Source organism: Arthrobacter sp. P1_D12, from assembly GCF_056406175.1.
This window is the reverse complement of record NZ_JBFUAR010000028.1, coordinates 1-19,477: the sequence shown is the minus strand read 5'-3', so window position 1 is coordinate 19,477 and position 19,477 is coordinate 1. Positions and strand designations below refer to the sequence as shown.

Annotated in this window: 14 protein-coding genes and 1 pseudogene; 10 read left to right on the top strand and 5 right to left on the bottom strand. The window is 66.6% G+C overall.

The genetic code is table 11. The features are described 5' to 3' along the window. Nucleotides 1-60: 60 nt before the first annotated feature. The 4 genes from AC1DZV_RS19050 to AC1DZV_RS19035 all read right to left on the bottom strand — a co-directional run bounded on the left by AC1DZV_RS19050 (nt 61) and on the right by AC1DZV_RS19035 (nt 5,667). On the bottom strand, nt 61-2,226 hold the full coding sequence (locus AC1DZV_RS19050) for an alpha-galactosidase (protein ID WP_476954363.1): 2,166 nt from the start codon (nt 2,224-2,226) through the stop codon (nt 61-63). 109 nt (nt 2,227-2,335) lie between these two features. Further along, nucleotides 2,336-3,679, bottom strand: a complete 1,344-nt coding sequence (locus AC1DZV_RS19045; protein WP_476954362.1) for an ABC transporter substrate-binding protein — start codon at nt 3,677-3,679, stop codon at nt 2,336-2,338. Nucleotides 3,680-3,765: 86 nt separating this feature from the next. Then, nucleotides 3,766-4,698: a carbohydrate ABC transporter permease gene (locus AC1DZV_RS19040; RefSeq protein WP_476950967.1), complete on the bottom strand. Its 933-nt coding sequence runs from the start codon at nt 4,696-4,698 to the stop codon at nt 3,766-3,768. Between the two features lie 12 nt (nt 4,699-4,710). Next, entirely contained in the window at nt 4,711-5,667 is a 957-nt protein-coding gene (locus AC1DZV_RS19035; protein WP_476950968.1) for a carbohydrate ABC transporter permease, read from the bottom strand. A gap of 171 nt (nt 5,668-5,838) precedes the next feature. Here AC1DZV_RS19035 and AC1DZV_RS19030 point away from each other — a divergent pair, with 171 nt between their 5' ends. The 10 genes and pseudogenes from AC1DZV_RS19030 to mmsB all read left to right on the top strand — a co-directional run. Then, nucleotides 5,839-7,089 (top strand): Gfo/Idh/MocA family protein, encoded by a 1,251-nt coding sequence (locus AC1DZV_RS19030; protein WP_476954361.1) that lies wholly within the window; start codon nt 5,839-5,841, stop codon nt 7,087-7,089. Between the two features lies 1 nt (nt 7,090). Continuing rightward, complete coding sequence (locus AC1DZV_RS19025) at nt 7,091-8,185, top strand: LacI family DNA-binding transcriptional regulator (protein ID WP_476950970.1); 1,095 nt, start codon at nt 7,091-7,093, stop codon at nt 8,183-8,185. Between the two features lie 195 nt (nt 8,186-8,380). Next, nucleotides 8,381-9,403: a LacI family DNA-binding transcriptional regulator gene (locus AC1DZV_RS19020; RefSeq protein ID WP_243178194.1), complete on the top strand. Its 1,023-nt coding sequence runs from the start codon at nt 8,381-8,383 to the stop codon at nt 9,401-9,403. 109 nt (nt 9,404-9,512) lie between these two features. Then, nucleotides 9,513-11,294 carry a ribulokinase gene (gene araB / locus AC1DZV_RS19015; protein ID WP_476954360.1) on the top strand — a complete coding sequence of 594 codons (1,782 nt, stop codon included), beginning with the start codon at nt 9,513-9,515 and terminating at the stop codon, nt 11,292-11,294. Continuing rightward, complete coding sequence (locus tag AC1DZV_RS19010) at nt 11,291-11,971, top strand: L-ribulose-5-phosphate 4-epimerase (RefSeq protein ID WP_476950973.1); 681 nt, start codon at nt 11,291-11,293, stop codon at nt 11,969-11,971. The genes araB and AC1DZV_RS19010 overlap by 4 nt, the downstream gene beginning before the upstream one ends. A gap of 55 nt (nt 11,972-12,026) precedes the next feature. Beyond that, on the top strand, nt 12,027-13,547 hold the full coding sequence (gene araA / locus AC1DZV_RS19005; protein ID WP_243178197.1) for an L-arabinose isomerase: 1,521 nt from the start codon (nt 12,027-12,029) through the stop codon (nt 13,545-13,547). Beyond that, entirely contained in the window at nt 13,544-14,446 is a 903-nt protein-coding gene (locus AC1DZV_RS19000; protein WP_476954359.1) for an aldose 1-epimerase family protein, read from the top strand. The genes araA and AC1DZV_RS19000 overlap by 4 nt, the downstream gene beginning before the upstream one ends. Nucleotides 14,447-14,689: 243 nt before the next feature. Continuing rightward, nucleotides 14,690-15,814, top strand: a complete 1,125-nt coding sequence (gene chvE / locus AC1DZV_RS18995) for a multiple monosaccharide ABC transporter substrate-binding protein (RefSeq protein WP_368859392.1) — start codon at nt 14,690-14,692, stop codon at nt 15,812-15,814. 107 nt (nt 15,815-15,921) lie between these two features. Further along, nucleotides 15,922-17,451 (top strand): multiple monosaccharide ABC transporter ATP-binding protein, encoded by a 1,530-nt coding sequence (gene mmsA, locus AC1DZV_RS18990; protein ID WP_476950975.1) that lies wholly within the window; start codon nt 15,922-15,924, stop codon nt 17,449-17,451. A 5-nt stretch (nt 17,452-17,456) separates the two neighbouring features. Further along, nucleotides 17,457-18,542, top strand: a pseudogene (gene mmsB, locus AC1DZV_RS18985) (multiple monosaccharide ABC transporter permease); the annotation flags it as partial. Nucleotides 18,543-18,795: 253 nt separating this feature from the next. Here the strand turns inward: mmsB and AC1DZV_RS18980 are convergent. Further along, nucleotides 18,796-19,377: a PfkB family carbohydrate kinase gene (locus AC1DZV_RS18980; RefSeq protein WP_476954358.1), complete on the bottom strand. Its 582-nt coding sequence runs from the start codon at nt 19,375-19,377 to the stop codon at nt 18,796-18,798. Nucleotides 19,378-19,477 lie beyond the last annotated feature (100 nt).

Below are 19,477 nucleotides of genomic sequence, written 5' to 3'. Positions count from 1 at the left end.
CCTTCGAAAGTGAGGGGACGTGCGGTGCCCGGCCCGGAAGCAGGGGGCGGGACCGGACGGTCAGAGGGCCTGGACGTGGAGGAGCAGGGCGTGCTCCGGGTTCATTACCGGCAGGGGCAGGCCGACGTGCTGCAGGAAGGCCCCGGTGGCAACGGCCCCGTCGTCCAGCCAGGCCGGCGGCCGGATCTGGGAGAAGGTGTGCGCGTAGTCACCGTCGAGAAGGGTAGGCAGTTCGGCCCGGACGCGGTAGTTCCGCTTCGGGTCAAGGCCCGGCAGTGAGGCCAGTCCGGGGACCTCAGCCGGGGCGGAGGCCAGGGACACGGCAGCAAACAGGGCCTCGCCGGCGTCGTGCGCAACTACACCGTGGACGCTCAGGGTGGGCTCGGCGGTGTCCGCGTTGACGCGCTTGCCGGAGTGGAGCAGTGCGCGGTGGCGCTTGTAGAGCGCGATGGCGCGGCGCAGCGTGGCCCGTTCCTCGTCCGTGGCTGCGCGGATGTCCCACTCCATGCCGAAATGGCCAAAGAGGGCGGTGATGGCGCGGAAGGAGATGTCGTGGGTGCGGGCCGTGGTGTGGCTCGTGGTGGGGCCGACATGTGATCCGACGAGTTCGGGTGGGAGGACGGCCTGGGTCCAGCGCTGGATTGTCTGGCGCTCCAGGGCATCGTTGCAGTCCGAGGCCCACACCCGGTCGGTTCGCTGCAGGATGCCGAGGTCCACGCGGGCCCCGCCGGAGGAGCAGCTTTCAATCTCCACGTCCGGGTGGGCTGCCTTGAGCGCATCGAAGAGACGGTACGCGGCCAGCGTCTGCTCGTGGACGGACGGCCGGCCGCCGCGGCCGTGCTCGGTGAGGTCGCGGTTCTGGTCCCATTTGAGGTAGGCGATGTTGTTCTCGCGCAACAGGGCATCGAGGCGTCCGTAGATGTATTGCCAGGCCTCCGGGTTGGCGAGGTCCAGGACGTGCTGATGGCGCCAGGCGTGCGGAAGCCGGCCGCCGTCCTTGTGGGAAAGCAGCGACGGGCCCACGATCCAGTCCGGGTGCTCGCGGGCGACGTCGGCGTCCAGGTTGACCATTTCGGGTTCGACCCAGAGCCCGAATTCCATGCCGTGGCCGGTGACCGCGTCGATCAGCGGCGTCAGGCCCTCGGGCCACAGACCCTCGTCGACGTACCAGTCGCCAAGGCCCGCGTGATCGTCGCGGCGGCCGCGGAACCAGCCGTCGTCGAGGACGAAGCGTTCCACGCCGAGCCCGGCGGCCGCTTCGGCGAGTTCGAGCAGGGGCTCGAGGCTGTGGTCGAAGTAGACGGCCTCCCAGGTGTTCAGCACCACCGGGCGGACCCGGCCGGAGGTGGTGTCCACATGCTGCGGCCGGGCACGGAACCAGTGGTAGAAGGCCTCGGTGATGCCGTCCAGGCCGCGGCCGGAGTAGGCGGCATAGAGCGACGGCGTCCGGTAGCTGCCGCCGGGGCGCAGCACCACTTCGGCGGAGCCGAGCAGCTCGGCGGCACCGAGCATGCGCCGGCCGTCCGCGAGGCTGTCGAGGTACTGCTCGTGGTTGCCGCTCCAGCCCAGGTGCGTGGCCCAGACCTGGCCTGTGCGGTTGGCGAAGCCGGCGGTCCCGGCTGCCACCAGCAGGGACGAGTCGTGGCCGGTCCGGCCGTGCCGGCCGGTGCGGACCCAGGTGCCCTGCTGGACGGCGTGCCGCTGCGGGTGGTTTTCGCGGCACCAGCGGCCGGTGAGATCGAGCAGTTCTGTGGCGTCCCGCGGCACCGGCAGCACCGTGGCGAGTTCGTCGAGCTGGTATTCGGCCGTGCCGCTGTTGGTCAGCGTGTGAGCCAACTCCAGGAGGCCTCCGGGGTGCAGGGTGAGTTCGGAACTGACCTCGAGTCCGGCCTCGGAGTCCCGGTGGATGATCACCACCGTGCGCCCGCCGTCCTGCATCTGGGCGGCAACCACCCGCAGGGCCGGCGAGAAGTCCAGGCCGGGGCCGCCGTCGGCGTTCCGGTGCCCGCGCAGGCCCGGCCGCCCGGCCCAGCCGGAGGAGGCCTGCGGGAGCAGTCCGGCGGTGACGGGGATGTCGAGGGCGGAGTGCGGGACGGGCCCGCGGAGGATCGCCAGATCGGGGAGGTGTTCGCCGAGGTCGGCGCCCCAGTGGACGATCTCGGCCTCGCCGGAGTCGAAGGCCAGCAGGACGCTGGTGCCGGCAGAACGCAGGTGCACGGGGTGCATGGGGATTCGCTTTCGGTAGTGCGGAAGTCAGGTGCTGGTGCGCGGGATTCCGGCTCGGGGATCCCGCGCACCGGGCGCCGCCGTGGCGGGCGGCTGTGGCTTCGAACGCTTACTTGTTGAAGAGGGCGTTGACCTGGTTGTTGGCTTCGGTGAGGGAGCTGGCAGGCTTCTTGCCGGAGAGGACGGCGTCCATGGCCGGCTTCATGATGCCGTCCACCTTGGCTGCCTTATCCGCGATCGGGAACAGGAACGTGGTTCCTTCCTTGACGTGGGTGGTGAAGGCGGAGACGTCGGTGCCCTTGGCCTTGAATGCTTCGGCTGCCTTGTCGGAGGAGCTGGTGAGAGCCGGGAACACGACGCCCTTGGAGGCTACGACGTCCTGGCAGGCGGTGGAGGCGAGGTATTCGACCCACTTGATCGAGGCTGCCGGGTTCTTGGTGCCGGCCCAGACGGAATCGGCCAGGCCGTTGAACATGCTGGCGCGTTTGCCTTCGGGGCCCTTCGGGGTGGGGGCGAACGCGGTCTTCACGCCCTTGTAGCTCTTGTACTGGCCGATCAGCCAGTCACCCGTGGTGTTGATGGCAGCCTTGCCGGCGCCGAAGTTGTCCGCCAGGCTGGCGCCGACGGTGGTCTCGAGCTTGGGCATGTAGCCCTTCTCGGTCAGTCCGGCCCACCAGGCGATGGTCTCCTGGAACTTGGGGTCGTCGTAGTTGAACTTGGTGCCCCAGGGGTTCTTGTTCGTGGCGCTCCAGCCGGTGGTGGCGCTGAGGAAGCTCCACTCGGTCTGGCCCTGCCCGGAGCCGCTGCCGGCCAGGCCGAGTCCGTAGACGGCCACCTTGTTCTTGTCGAAACCTGCCTCGTCGCCGCGCACGCCGTTTTTGTCCACGGTCAGGTGCGCGATTGCCTTCTCATAGCTGCCGCCGTCCTGCGGGTTCCAGTCCAGGTTGGCCATCTGCTCGGCGGTCAGGCCGGCGGAGTCCGTCATGGCCGTGTTGTAGAAGAGGCCCACGGTGTCCCAGTCCTTGGGCAGTCCGTAGCGCTTGCCGTCCTGGCCCACCCAGAGCTCGGCGAGTCCCTTGGTGTAGCTCTCCAGCTTGATGCCGTCCTTGGCCACCGCCTCGTCGAGGGAGAGCAGCTGCTTTTTTGCGGCGTATTCGGGGTACTTCGAGAGGTGGTTGGTGAAGACGTCGGGAGCGGTGCCGGCGACGAAGCCGTTGGTCAGTGTGGTCCAGTAGTCATCCCAGCCGCGCTGGGTGATCTTGACCTTGATGTCTGGGTTGGCCTTGTGGAAGTCATCGGCGCACTGCTGGTAGGCCGGGAGCTGGTTGGCGTCCCACAGCCAGTAGTTGATGTCGCCCTTGGCCTCGGTGGAGGCCGGGGCGGACCCGCCGCAGGCGGAGAGGGAGATGGCGATGGCTGCAGCGGCAGCGACGGCGCCGAGGGTCTTCTTCATGGTGGACCTTTCATGGAAGTGCTTCTTTGAGGGGAATGTTTGTTGACGGGCGGTGCGTATGAAGGGCACTGCGGGTTGGGCCGGGGTTACTTGATGCCGGAGAAGCCGATGGAGTTGACCACCCGCTTGCCGAAGGCGATGAAGAGCAGGAGGACGGGCAGGGCCGCGATCAGGGTGGCGGCCATCAGGCCGGACCAGTCGGGGGCGCCCTGCGGGGACTGGGACTTGAAGACGCCCAGGCCCACGGTGAGGACGCGGACGCTTTCGTCCTGGCCCACCAGCAGCGGCCAGAAGTACTCGTTCCACTGGCCGATGAAGGTCAGCAGCGCCAGGGTGGCCAGGGGGGCCGCGGCGTTCGGGAGCACGATCTGGAAGAAGATCCGCACGTGCTTGGCGCCGTCGAGCATGGCGGCTTCTTCCACCTCGCGGGACATGGAGAGGAAGAACTGGCGCAGGAAGAAGATGGCGAAGGGGGTCATGAACAGGAACGGCAGGGCCAGACCGGCGAAGGTATTGAGCAGGCCGAGGTTCTTGATCATCAGGAAGTTGGGCAGGGCGGTGAAGATCGGCGGGACCATCATGGTGGCCAGGAACAGGCCGAACACCACGTTCCGGCCCGGCCAGCGGAGCCGGGAGAACGCGTAGGCGGCCATCGCGCTGAAGAAGACCTGCCCGGCGGTGGTGACGGTGGCGAAGATGACGGAGTTCCGCAGGTACAGCCAGAAGTTGATGGCGGCGCCGGAGCCGCCCTCGGCGATTGCTTCCTCGGGGCTCTGCAGCCCCAGGACCCGCTTGAAGGCGCCGAGGCTGAAATCGGCCGGCAGGAGGTTGCTGGCGTTCGAGGCCAGGGAGGCGTTGCTGGACAGTGCGGTGCGGAGCATCCAGAGGAATGGCGCGATCGTCACGGCGACGGCAATGGCGACGAGGGTCCAGGCGCCGACGCGGCGCCAGTTGACCGGCTTCCTGGGAGCGGGAGCGGTGGTGGCGGGCTTCTTGCGGGAAGGGGCGAGGGTAGTCATGGCTGGGGTTCCTTAGTCCAGATCCGATTCGTTGCCTTTGAGGAACTTCATCTGGACGAAGGCCACAAGAGCGAGAATGACGAAGAGAATGACGGACAGGGCCGAGGCGTAGCCGAAGTCGGATTCACCGAAGGCCTTCTGGTAGATGTACATCTGGATGACGCGGGAGGCATTGATCGGGCCGCCGCCCGTGGTCACTGCCACGGTGTCGAAGACCTGGAAGGAGCCGATGACGGTGACCACGAGGACCAACACCAGCACCGGGCGCAGGAGCGGCATCGTGATGCTCCAGAAGGTCCGGGTCGGGGAGGCGCCGTCGAGCGAGGCGACTTCGTACACGTGGTTGGGGATGGACTGCAGGCCGGCGAAGATCAGCAGGGCGGTGTAGCCCATGTGCCGCCAGACGTTGACGCCGGCGATGGTGGGGATGGCCCATTGCTCGCTGCCGAAGAAGGCGATGCGCGGCAGGCCCAGCCAGTTGATGACCTCGTTGACGATTCCCAGCTGGTAGTCGAGCATCCAGAACCAGAGCAGCGCGACGATCACGTTCGCCACCAGGAAGGGCAGCAGCAGGGCGCCGCGGATAAGCGTGGACTTGGCGACGTTGTGCATCAGCAGGGCAAGTCCGAGCGCGATGGCGGTCTGGAAGCCGATGTTCAGTGCCACGTACTGGACAGTCACGGCCATGGCGTTCCAGAAGAGATCGTCCGCGAAGATCGCGGTGTAGTTTTTGGTGCCGATCCAGGTGGGATCGCCCAAAACGCTGTACTCGGTGAAGCTGAGGTAGACGCCGCGGATGCTCGGCACCAGGTAGAAGGCAACGAAGCCGAGCAAGGCCGGGGCGATGAAGAGAAGGGCGACCCTCAGGTCGCTGCGGGTTCGGCGCCGGCCGCGGGGGGCAGCATTGCCCGTTCCCGTGCCGGGCGCCTTGCGGGCCGGAACGGCTCCGCGGGCAGTTGTGGTGGTCATTGGTGGTTCCTCCGCAGTTACGTGGATGCTGTGACGTGGATTACAACTGAGGCTTGAATCTACACGAGTAACTTTCTTATGCGCAAGCGTTTCTTTTATGTTTCCGGGAGGAATCTTTCTGCTCATCATCTGCTATTGACTCGAGTAGAARCTGGTGTGAAACTTGCGTGCATGACTTTCTCACTAGGCATCGTCGGCGCCGGACAGTTTGCAGGCGCCTTCGCCAAACTCTTCGACGCCCATCCCGCGATTTCAGAAGTCCATGTCACCGACGTCCTGCCGGAACGGGCCGAGGCCCTCCGGGAGCGGCTCGGCCTGGCGGGGACCTATCCCAGCTTTGAGGCCATGCTCGACGGCGGCCTCGACGCTGTGGCGATCTTCACCCAGCGCTGGACGCACGGGCCGCTGGTGCTGCAGGCGCTCCGGGCGGGCAAGCATGTGTATTCGGCAGTGCCGATGGCCATCAGCGAGGACGAGATCGCCCGGATCATCGAGGCCGTCCGGGAGACGGGCCTGACCTACATGATGGGCGAGACAAGCTACTACAACCCCGCCACCGTCTATGCCCGCAAGCGCAAGGCTGAAGGCGCCTTTGGCCGCATCTTCTACGCCGAGGGCGACTACGTCCACGACATGGATCTCGGCTTCTACGAGGCCTACCAGTACAGCGGCGGGGAGGACTGGAAGAGCACCGCCAGCTACCCGCCCATGCTGTACCCGACCCACTCCACCGGCGGGGTGCTGGGCGCGATCGGCGGCCATGCCGTCAGCGTCAGCTGCATTGGCGTCCCCGACGAGCGCGGGGACGGTGTGTTCGACAAGGACGTCAGCATGTTCGGCAACGACTTCTCCAATGCCACCGCGCTGTTCGAGCTTTCAACCGGCGGGTCCATGCGCATCAATGAGATGCGCCGCGTCGGCTACCCCTCCCACCTGCGCGAAAGCCGCTTCCGTTTCTTCGGCACCGAAGCCAGCTTCGAGCAGCTGGCCCTGGTCAGTGTGTGGCAGGACAAGGAGTCCGTGACCGACGTCAGCGCGGAACTGGCCACCGGGGCCACGCTCGCCGCGGACGATCCTTCGCTGGCCGGCGTCGCACCGGCACTGCGGGACGCCTTCAGCTCCGGGCTGGCCGCCGTGCACGACGCCGGCCGGCTTCCGGCCGAGTTCCGCGGACTTCACAACGGGCACGAGGGCAGCCACCACTTCCTGGTGGACGACTTTGCCACGGCCGTCGACACGGGAACGTTCCCGCCCGTCAACGCCTGGGAAGCCGCCCGCTACACGCTGCCGGGGATCGTGGCGCACGAGTCCGCCCTCCGCGGCGGGGAGCGCTTGCCCGTGCCGGACCACGGCGACGCCCCCGTCCTGCTGCCTGCGCAGGGAATCAATGAGGAAGGCTTTGCCGGGGAACTCCGGCGGTAGCATGGTCACTGTGCCACACTCGCCCGCCTCCGCCAGGCCCACGATCACCCGAAAAGACGTGGCCAGGCTGGCGGGCGTCAGCACCGCCGTCGTCAGTTATGTGGTGAACGGCGGCCCGAAGCGGGTCTCCCCGGTGACTGCTGCGAAAGTCCGCGAGGCCATCAGCGCCCTGGGGTACCGTCCGAACGCCGCGGCGAGGGCACTGAAACTTGGCTCCAGCGAGATGCTCGGCATGGTGGTCCCGGACACCACCAACCCCTTCTTCGCCACTTTGGCCCGTGCCGTGGAGGAAGCCGCGGCGGCGCGCGGCTATGCCCTGCTGCTGGCGAACTCGGGCGGATCGGCGGCCAATGAGCGCCGCCAGGTCAGGAACCTCGCGAGCCGCCGCGTTGACGGGGTCTTCCTCTCCAGCGTGCTGTTCGAACCCGACCTGACCGAGCTGGAGCATTCGGAGATCCCCGCCGTGCTGCTCAACCACAGCACCGAGGTGCCGGGCTTCAACTCGGTCGGCGTGGAGCTGCTGGAAGGCTCCCGGCGTGCCGTCGAGCACCTGGTGGGCCACGGCCACCGCAACATCGCACTGGTCATGGGCATGAACGCCGGCAATGATCTCGATGCCCGCGAGGTCGGGTGGCAGCAGGGGCTCGCGGAGGCCGGCCTCCCGGAAGGACCCATCCTGCGCTGTGACTTCGACCGGCAGGGCGGCTACCGGGCCGGGCAGCGGCTGCTTGCGGCCGCGGACCGACCCACCGCCGTGTTCGTCAGTTCCGACCTGCAGGCCGTCGGCCTGCTGCGCGCCGTGTCCGAGGCCGGGCTTCGGGTCCCCGAGGACCTGGCGGTCTTCTCCTTCGACGGCTCGGCTGAGGCGGAGTTCAGCTGGCCGCCGTTGAGCACGGTCGCGCAGCCCGTCCAGGCCATGGCCGAGGCCGCCGTCGAAGCGCTTATTGGCTTTGACGGCGTGTCTCCCACCCGGAACAGGATCTTCCCCGTGGACCTGGTCCTGCGCGCGTCCTGCGGCTGTGCCCCGGTACCCGCCCTGCCGGTAGCGGCCGAGCCCGGGCCCGCCGCGCCGGTAGCGGCCGAGCCGGCCACGTAAGCTCCCCGCCGCGCACGTCGTTGCGGTTCCCGGCGTCGTTCCCTGCGGGCGTCACACCAGGGTCCAAATGGACTATCGTTAGCGCTAACAGGAGCCGGGGGACGGGCGACCAACGGGCGCCCCGTGCTCTCCTATCGTTTGATTTCACAATTTGATTCAATCCGGTGGACGGCATCGGAGCGAAAGGGGCCTCGCATGGGGAACAACAATGACCGGCGGCAGCCGCGGCTCGAAGACGTCGCAGCGCTGGCCAAGGTTTCCCACCAGACCGTCTCACGCGTGATCAACAACCACCCGAATGTCAGCACGGGAACAAAGTCCCGGGTCGAGGCGGCGATTGCCGAACTCGGCTACCGGCGCAACACGGCCGCCCGGAGCCTGGTGACCCGGCGCACCCAGACCATCGGTGTCCTCGCCTCCGAGCTCGGGCAATACGGTCCGGCGAATACCCTGCTGGGGGTCCAGCAAGCCGCCAGGGAAGCAGGGTATTTCGTGAGCATTGCCGCGATTAAGGGGGCCGCGGCGAAGGCCATTTGCGATGCGGTGCGGCACCTGACGGACCAGGGCGCGGACGGATTGATTGTGATCGTGCCGCACGACGGGACACTTCAGGTGCTCGAGGACCTGAACCTGGATCTCCCGGTGATCGTCGTCGGCGGAGCCGGAGAAGGGCGGTTGAGCGGCGCGATGGTCGACCAGAAGCTCGGCGCGCGGCTGGCCGTCGCCCATCTGATCAGCCTTGGCCACGAGCGGATCGGCCATGTCTCCGGACCGCTCGACTGGGTGGACGGCAAAGCCCGGGTTGACGGGTGGCGCGAGGAGTTGGCGGAAGCCGGCCTCTCCGACGAGCTTCTGGTCGAGGGGGACTGGAGTGCGGACAGCGGGTACCGGATCGGGCAGCAGCTGGCAGAACAGCGCAGCGCCACCGCAGTGTTCGTCAGCAACGACCAGATGGCGCTCGGGCTGCTGCGGGCGTTTGGCGAGAAGGGCATCCGGGTTCCGGAAGACGTCTCCGTGGTTGGCTTTGACGACCAGCCCGAATCCGCCTACTTCATGCCGCCGCTGACCACTGTGCGACAGGACTTCGAGGAACTCGGAAAGCGCTGCATGGACCTGATACGCGCCCAGGTCGAGGGCGATGCCGCCAGCGGTGCCCTGGTGGTCAAACCTGCGCTCGTGGTGCGCGCCAGCACCGCACCCCGTCCCCGTCTCTCCTAAGGGCTGAAGCCCTCCGTTCCGGCAATACGTGCCAGGCTTCTTGACAGCATGTTTGTTAGCGCTAACAATAGGGGGGTTCGCAATGTTGCGGAACCTATTGGAGGATTTGATGGACTTCTCAGTGGACGGAACCGAAAACTTTGTCATCGGCGTGGACTACGGCACGCTTTCCGGGCGGGCCGTCGTCGTCCGGGTCCGGGACGGCAAGGAACTGGGCAGCGGGGTCTTTGAATACCCGCATGCCGTGGTCACCGGCGAGCTTCCGAAAGACACGGCTGGCGTCGCCGGCATCCGGCTTCCGGGCGAATGGGCCCTGCAGGTGCCCAACGACTACCGCGACGTGCTCCGCCGGGCTGTGCCCGCGGCCGTCGCCGACGCCGGGATCGACCCGGCCGCCGTGGTGGGCATCGCCACCGACTTCACGGCCTGCACCATGGTACCCGTCAAGGGCGACGGCACACCGCTGAACGAGCTTCCCGGATTCGCCAACCGCCCGCACGCCTACGTGAAGCTGTGGCGCCACCATGCCGCCCAGCCGCAGGCGGACCGCATCAACGCCCTGGCTGCGGAACTCGGCGAAAACTGGCTGCCGCGCTACGGCGGACTCATCTCCTCCGAATGGGAGTTCGCCAAGGGTCTGCAGTTGCTGGAGGAGGACCCGGAAAGCTACGCCGCGATGGACCGCTGGGTGGAAGCGGCTGACTGGATCGTCTGGCAGCTGTGCGGTAACTACGTCCGCAACGCCTGCACGGCCGGCTACAAAGGGATCTACCAGGACGGCCGCTACCCATCCAAGGAATTCCTGTCCGCCCTGAACCCGGACTTCAAGGATTTCGTCAGCGCCAAGCTGGCGCACACCATCGGCCGGCTCGGCGATGCAGCCGGCTATCTGACGGCCGAGGCCGCCGCCTGGACCGGACTGCCGGAAGGCATCGCCGTCGCAGTGGGCAACGTGGACGCCCACGTCACGGCGCCCGCAGCGAAGGCAGTTGAGCCCGGGCAGCTGGTGGCCATCATGGGAACCTCCACCTGCCACGTTATGAACGGTGCCGAACTGCGGGAAGTCCCGGGCATGTGCGGCGTGGTGGACGGCGGAATCGTCGACGGGCTTTGGGGCTACGAAGCTGGCCAAAGCGGAGTGGGGGACATCTTCGGCTGGTTCACGAACAACGGCGTCCCGCCCGAGTACCACCAGGCAGCGGAAGCGGCAGGCCTGGGCATCCACGAATACCTCACGGAACTGGCCTCCCGCCAAGCCATCGGCGAACACGGCCTCATTGCCCTGGACTGGCACTCCGGCAACCGTTCCGTGCTGGTGGACCACGAACTCTCCGGCGTCGTGGTGGGCCAGACCCTCGCCACCAGGCCCGAAGACACCTACCGGGCCTTGCTGGAAGCCACGGCCTTCGGCACGCGCACCATCGTGGACGCCTTCCGCGACTCGGGAGTGCCGGTCAGGGAATTCATCGTGGCCGGCGGCCTGCTGAAGAACAAGCTGCTCATGCAGATCTACGCGGATATCACCGGCTTGCCGCTCTCCACCATCGGCTCAACCCAGGGGCCCGCCCTGGGGTCGGCCATCCACGCCGCCGTGGCCGCAGGTGAATACGCGGATATCCGTGCCGCTGCGGTTGCCATGGGATCGGAGCCCGGCAGCATCTATATTCCCATTCCGGAAAATGTTGCCGCCTACGAAAAACTCTTCCAGGAGTACCGGACGCTGCACGACTATTTCGGCCGCGGCAGCAACAGCGTGATGCACCGCCTCAAGGCGATCCAGCGTGCGGCCAGGCCCTCGTTTGCCGCCGCTACGGGCGCTCCGCAGCAGAACGCCGTCCCCGCCGTCCCCGCCGTCCCCGCCGACCCGGTCGCAGAGGAAGTGTCCGCATGAGCAACCTGCTGGAAAGCATCGCGGAGGTCCGCCGCGAGGTCTGCGAACTGCACGCCGAACTCACGCGCTACGAACTGGTGGTGTGGACGGCCGGCAACGTCTCCGCCCGCGTCCCCGGCCATGACCTGATGGTCATCAAGCCGTCCGGAGTCTCCTACGCGGACCTCACGCCCGGGAGCATGGTTGTCACGGACCTCTACGGCACGCCCGCGGAGGGCGAGTGGAGCAACCCCGCGCTGTCACCGTCCTCGGACACCGCGGCGCACGCCTACGTTTACCGGCACATGCCGGAGGTCGGCGGCGTGGTGCACACGCATTCGACCTACGCCACGGCCTGGGCCGCGCGCGGAGAGGAGATCCCCTGCGTGCTGACCATGATGGGTGACGAGTTCGGCGGGACGATCCCGGTGGGCCCGTTCGCGCTGATCGGGGACGACTCGATCGGCCGCGGCATCGTGGACACCCTGGCCCAGTCCAGCTCGCCGGCCGTGCTGATGCAGAACCACGGGCCCTTCACCGTGGGCAAGGATGCCCGCTCGGCGGTCAAAGCCGCCGTCATGTGCGAGGAAGTGGCACGGACCGTCCATATTTCCCGGCAACTCGGTGAACCGCTGCCGATCGACCCGGCCCAGATCGACTCGCTTTACGCCCGCTACCAGAACGTCTACGGCCGCTAGGCCCACAACCAGGCCCCGAAGCCGCGTCGCCCCCAAACCATCCGCAGGAGAAAACATGTCCAACGCCAACAACACGTCCCTTGAGCAGTACGAGGTCTGGTTCCTTACCGGCAGCCAGCACCTCTATGGCGAGGACGTCCTCAAGCAGGTMGCCGCCCAGTCCCAAGACATCGCTGACGCGCTGAACGCCTCCGCCGACGTCCCGGTGAAAATCGTCTGGAAGCCCGTGCTCACGGACTCGGACGCCATCCGCCGCACCGCCCTGGATGCCAACTCGGACGACGCCGTGATCGGCGTGACCGCGTGGATGCACACCTTCTCCCCGGCCAAGATGTGGATCCAGGGCCTGGACCTGCTCCGGAAGCCGCTCCTGCACTTGCACACCCAGGCCAACGTCGAACTGCCGTGGGCGGACATCGACTTCGACTTCATGAACCTGAACCAGGCCGCGCACGGCGACCGCGAGTTCGGCTACATCCAGTCCCGCCTCGGCATCCCGCGCAAAACCGTCGTCGGCCACGTGTCCAACCCCGAGGTGTCCCGCCAGGTCGGATCCTGGCAGCGCGCCTCGGCGGGTTGGGCGGCCGTCCGGACCCTCAAGCTGACCCGTTTCGGCGACAACATGCGCAATGTCGCCGTCACCGAAGGGGACAAAACCGAGGCAGAGTTGCGCTTCGGCGTCTCGGTCAACACTTGGTCCGTCAATGAACTCGCCGACGCCGTGCACGGCGCGGCAGAGTCCGACGTCGACTCCCTCGTCGCCGAATACGAGCGGCTCTACGACGTGGCCCCCGAACTCCGCACCGGCGGCCCGCGCCACGAGTCGCTGCGCTACAGCGCCCGGATCGAGCTTGGGCTCCGCAGCTTCCTGGAGGCCAACGGCTCGGCCGCCTTCACCACGTCCTTCGAAGACCTCGGCGCACTGCGCCAGCTGCCGGGCATGGCCGTCCAGCGCCTCATGGCCGACGGTTACGGCTTCGGCGCCGAGGGTGACTGGAAGACTGCCATCCTGGTCCGGGCAGCCAAAGTCATGGGCGCCGGGCTCCCCGGCGGCGCCTCGCTCATGGAGGACTACACCTACCACCTCGTCCCGGGCCAGGAGAAAATCCTGGGCGCGCACATGCTGGAGGTCTGCCCGTCCCTGACCGCCGCCAAGCCGCGCGTGGAAATCCACCCGCTGGGCATCGGCGGCAAGGAAGATCCCGTCCGCATGGTCTTCGACACCGATGCCGGCCCCGGCGTCGTGGTGGCGCTGTCCGACATGCGCGACCGCTTCCGCCTCGTGGCCAACGCCGTCGACGTCGTGGACCTTGAACAGCCGCTGCCCAACCTGCCGGTGGCCCGTGCCCTCTGGTCGCCCAAGCCGGACTTCGCCACTTCCGCTGCTGCCTGGCTGACCGCCGGAGCCGCCCACCACACTGTGCTTTCCACCGCCGTCGGCATGGACGTCTTCGAGGACTTCGCCGAGATCGCCCAAACCGAGCTGTTGACCATTGACGACGGCACCACCATCAGGGGCTTCAAGAAGGAACTCGCCTGGAACGCCGCCTACTACAAGCTGGCCGGCGGTCTGTGACCGGGGACGAATACGGGCTCCGGCACGGGGAGTACACCGCCGTCGTCGCCGCCCGCGGTGCAGCGGTGCGGACGCTGCAGTTCCGCGGGCGGGACCTGATCGTCCCGTTCCCGGCCGGCGGGCCCAACCCGGACTTCCGCGGCGTCATCGTGGCACCCTGGCCGAACCGGATTCCCGACGGGACGTACACCTTTGGCGGTGCGGACTACGAGCTCCCGGTCAACGAACCCGACCGGCAATGCGCCCTGCACGGCTTCACCCCGGAGCTGGAGTGGAGGCTGGAGTCCCGGACGGATTCCGCCGTGGAGTTCTCCTGCGCCATCGGGCCGGTGCCGGGCTACCCCTTCGCGTTGTCGATCACCGCCAGCTACCGGCTGGCCAGCGGGGGCCTGCACACTGACGTCACAGCAGCCAATGTGGGGCAGCGGTCCGCGCCCTACGGGGTCTGTCCCCACCCGTATCTGCTGGCCGGGCCGGCGCCGCTGGACCAATGGAGCCTCGAGGTGCCGGCACGGACGTTCCTCGAGGTCACGCCGGACCGGCTGCTGCCGATCGCCACCCGATCCGTTGAAGGACACGGATATGACTTCCGCGCGGCCCGCGTCATCGGATCCACCAAGATCGACCATGCCTTCACCGACATGGTGTTCGACGGCGACGGGCAGGCACACCTCGTGGTCCGGGACCCGGCCGGGACCGGCGTCGGCATGGCCTGGGACCGCAGCTGCACCTGGCTGCAGCTCTACACCGGGGATGCTGAACCGCCGCTGCCCAGCCGGCTCGGACTCGCCGTGGAACCCATGACGTGCCCGCCGGATGCCTTCAACACCGGCACGGACCTCGTGCGGCTCGAACCCGGAGACTCGCACCGCGCGGCCTGGCGCATCTTCGCCGCGTGAGGGTCCGGTGGCGGTCCGAAGGAGATTGGCGCCGAATGTGCGTTGACTCACATGTTTCAAGAAGCTATCTTTGACCATATTGTTAGCGATAACAATCAGCCGCAGTTCCCTTGACGGCTGAACCCCCGTTCCATTCAGACCTCCGCAATCCTCCCGCTGTTACCGCCCCGCAGGGGCACGATGACGTGCAGGACTGCGATCAGGAGCAACTTCGCGGACTATGGTCCGCGGAAGGAGAAAATTGTGAAGATCAGGAAACTCCTGGGCGCCGTCGCGGTTGTCCTCGCTGTGACCGTAGGGGCCACAGGCTGCGGCAGCCGGCCCGGCACGGCCGCCCCGGCCGCCAGCGCCGACGCCGCCGGTTCCCTCGTCGGGATCTCGATGCCGACGCAGACCTCGGAGCGGTGGATCGCCGACGGCAAGAACGTCTCGGAATCCTTGACGAAGCTCGGCTACAAAGCCGACCTGCAGTACGCCAATGATGACATCCCCACCCAGGTGTCCCAGATCGAGAACATGCTCACCAAGGGTGCCAAAGCCCTCATCGTCGCAGCCATCGACGGCACCACGCTGACCGATGTCCTCGCCAAGGCGAAGGAGCAGAACGTCAAGGTCATCGCGTACGACCGGCTCATCAACGGCACGCCGAACGTCGACTTCTACACCACCTTCGACAACTACACGGTGGGCGTCCAGCAGGCCACGTCGTTGCTGACCGGCCTGGGCCTTGTTGACGCCAGCGGCAAAAAGGTCGAAGGCAAGGGCCCGTTCAATGTGGAGCTCTTCGCCGGCAGCCCGGATGACAACAACGCCAACTTCTTCTGGACCGGCGCCATGGACACCCTCAAGCCGTACCTGGACGCCGGAACCCTGAAGGTGCCCAGCGGCCAGACCAAGTTTGAGCAGGCTGCCATCCTGCGCTGGCAGGCCCCCGTGGCCCAGAAGCGCATGGAGGACATCCTCACGGCCGCCTACAGTTCCGGCACCAAGCTCAATGGCGTCCTCTCCCCGTATGACGGCCTCTCCATCGGCATCATCTCGGCCCTGACGAGCACCGGCGGCTACGCCAAGGGAAGCCTGCCGATCGTCACCGGCCAGGACGCCGAAAAGGGTTCGGTGAAGTCCATCACCGCCGGCGAACAGTACTCCACGATCTTCAAGGACACCCGCCAGCTGGGAGCCCAGGCTGTGAAGATGGTCGACGGCCTCCTGAAGGGTCAGGAACCCGAGGTCAACGACACGAAGACCTACAACAACAAGGTCAAGGTCGTCCCTGCGTACCTGCTCAAGTCCGTCATCATCACGAATGAGAACTACAAGAAGGAGCTCATCGACTCCGGTTACTACACGGCGGCCGACGTCAAGTAGCCACGTCGAAGGGTGGCGGGCCGCCGTCGAGTCCGGGCCGCCACCCTTCCCGTAGACCCCTGCAGCCGCAGGACGTCTCAGGTACTACCAGTCAGTGAGAATTGGCGATGAACACACCCATTCTTCAAATGCGAGGAATCACCAAGACCTTCCCGGGCGTGAAGGCCCTCCAGGACGTCACCCTGCAGGTGAACCGCGGCGAAGTCCACGCCATCTGCGGTGAAAACGGCGCCGGGAAATCCACCCTGATGAAGGTCCTGTCCGGCGTCTACCCGCACAGCTCCTTCGACGGCGACATCCTCTTCGAAAACGAACCCTGCAACTTCTCCAGCATCAGCGACAGCGAGAAGCGCGGAATCGTGATCATCCACCAGGAGCTGGCACTGAGCCCTTACCTGTCCATCGCCGAGAACATCTACCTCGGCAATGAACAGGCCAAGCGCGGCTGGGTGAACTGGCGCAAGACCAACCTGGAGGCCGCGAAACTCCTGGCCCGGGTGGGCCTGAGCGAAAACCCGGTCACCCCCGTCCAGCACATCAGCGTGGGCAAGCAGCAGCTCGTGGAAATCGCCAAGGCGCTCTCGAAGGAGGTCAAGCTCCTTATCCTCGATGAACCGACGGCGGCCCTCAACGACGAGGACTCGAGCCACCTGCTGGACTTGATCCTGCACCTGAAGGGCCAGGGTGTCACCAGCATCATCATCAGCCACAAGCTCAACGAAATCCGCAAGGTTGCGGACGCCGTCACCATCATCCGCGACGGCAAGACGATCGAGACGCTCCGCCTGGGCGACGGCGAGATCACCCAGGAACGCATTATCCGCGGAATGGTGGGCCGGGACCTGGAAAGCCTGTATCCGGACCGGGAACCACAGATTGGCGAGGAAGTCCTGCGGATCGAGGACTGGTCCGTCCGGCACCCGCAGGACTACAGCCGGGTGGTGGTCAACAACGCCAGCCTCAACGTCCGCAAGGGGGAAGTGGTGGGGCTGGCAGGACTGATGGGTGCCGGCAGGACGGAGCTGGCCATGAGCGTCTTTGGACGGAGCTACGGCACCGCCACCTCGGGGAAGGTGTTCAAACACGGCACGGAAATCAACACTTCCACCGTCTCCGACGCCATCAAGCACGGCATCGCCTACGCCACTGAGGACCGCAAGCTCTACGGTTTGAACCTCATCGAGGACATCAAGCGGAACGTATCCATGGCGGCGCTGCGCAAGCTGGTCAAGGGCGGCTGGGTGGACAAGAACCAGGAAACCGTGGTGGCCAACGACTACCGGAAGAGCATGAATATCAAGGCCCCCTCGGTTGCCGCCGTCACGGGCAAGTTGTCGGGCGGCAACCAGCAGAAAGTGGTGCTGAGCAAGTGGATGTACTCCGATCCGGACGTGCTGATCCTCGACGAACCCACCCGCGGCATCGACGTCGGCGCGAAGTTTGAGATCTACACGATCATCGCGAAGCTGGCCGCGGAAGGAAAGGCGGTCATTGTGATCTCCTCCGAACTTCCCGAACTGCTGGGCATCTGCGACAGGATCTACACCCTGTCTGCCGGGCACATCACCGGCGAGGTCCCGATCGCCGAAGCATCACAGGAAACCCTCATGCACTACATGACCAAAGAGAAGGAATAGCGAACATGTCCGCCCTCCGAGAATCCCTGGGCTTCCTGACAAGCCGCCTCCGCCAGGTTGGCATCTTTGTCGCCCTGATCCTGATCGTCCTGCTGTTCCAGATCCTGACGGACGGGATCCTGCTGGAGCCGCAGAACGTCACCAACCTGGTGGTCCAGAACAGCTATATCCTGATCCTGGCCATCGGCATGGTGATGGTGATCATCGCCGGCCACATCGACCTGTCCGTCGGTTCGGTCGCCGGCTTCATCGGCGCCTGTGCCGGTGTCATGATCGTGCACTGGGGCTGGGAGTGGTGGCTTGCTATTCCGGCCTGCCTGCTGATCGGCGCGCTGGTGGGTGCCTGGCAGGGCTACTGGATCGCGTACGTCGGCATTCCCGCCTTCATCGTCACCCTCGCCGGGATGCTGATTTTCCGCGGCCTGACACTGATCGTTCTCAAAAACCAGCAGATCACGCCGTTCCCCGGCGAACTGCGGGCGCTGGGCGGCGGCTTCCTGCCGGACATTTCCGGCGGCACGTCGGTGCTGGAGTGGCTGACGGTCATCCTTGGCGTCGGCGCCACCCTGGCGCTGGTGATCCAGGCGGTCAAGGAACGCCGGATCCGCAAGAAGTTCGAACTCGAAAACGAACCGATGGCCTGGTTCGCCACCAAGACCGCGTTCATTGCCCTGCTCATGCTGACCATCACCTTCCTGCTCGCCAGCTACCGGGGCACCCCAATCGTCCTGATCGTGCTGGCGGTCCTGGTGATCGTCTACACGGCCCTGATGAACAACAGCGTCTTCGGCCGGCACACCTACGCACTCGGCGGCAATCTGCACGCGGCTGAGCTGTCCGGCATCAAAACCAAGGTCGTCACCTTCCGGCTGTTCGTGAACATGGGCGTCCTTGCCGCACTGGCCGGCCTCGTGTTCACGGCCCGGCTCAACTCCGCCCAGCCGGCCGGCGGCACGGGCTTCGAACTGGACGCCATCGCAGCGGCGTTCATCGGCGGCGCCGCAGTCACAGGCGGCATCGGAACCGTGGCAGGGGCCATGATCGGTGGTCTCATCATGGGTGTCCTCAACAACGGCATGTCGATCCTGGGCCCAAGAGGCCGGCCCCGGTCGGACGTTTATTGCGGGTCTTTGCTGGGCCGCTACCGGGCCGCCGATGGCGCCGTCTGGTCCTCCGCGGCGGCGGCCGGTTCGCCGGCGATGATGGCGTCGACTTCAGCCTTTTCCTTGGCCCCCAGGTTTCGCGGGTGTTCAGCCGGCGTGGTCGTTGCCGAGTGCGATTTTCATGGGTCTCCTTCGTGCGGGACTGAGTGCAAGACATTCAGGCGGGGTGTTGCGGGTTTGGCTATGCCGGTACTTCATCGCGCCATGGAATCGATTCCATGGCGCCGGGGCGCGTCACGGCGACAGCGGAGGCATGGCTGGCGTGGAGCATTGCCGCAGGCAGCTCGCGGTCGCTGCCGGCGAGGGATGCGGCGAGGTAGCCCACGAACGTGTCGCCGGCTCCGGTGGTGTCCCTGGCGTCCACTTTCGTCGCCGGCACATGCACGGGACTGCCGTCAACGACGGTGAAGGATCCTTCCGCGCCGGCGGTGCACACGATGGCGGGGCCCAGGACGGGCGGGAGCGACGTGACCAGGTCCCGGTGGTTTCCTTGGATTCCGGCCAGGCCGGTGAGGCCGGCGAGAACCTGGATTTCCTGTTCGTTCACCACCAGGAGGTCGACGTCCTCGAGCAGCGCCTCGATCTGCCGGGGGGCCGGGGCGGCGTTGAGGATGACGAATGCCCCGCGATTCTTCGCGGTCCGAGCGGCCTGCCGGACCAGCGCCGTCGGGATTTCCAGCTGCAGGACCAGGACGTCGCCGGCCTGGACGGCGGCGAGTCCCGCCAGAGGGTGGCCGCCGCCGTCACCCAGCTGGACTTCCACCCCAACGCCCAGGCGCGCGCGCTCCGTTCCACCGGGACCAACGTCATCGTGACGGCAGCGCCCCTCAATTCCGCCCCTATGTATTGCGGCTTGGGGCACC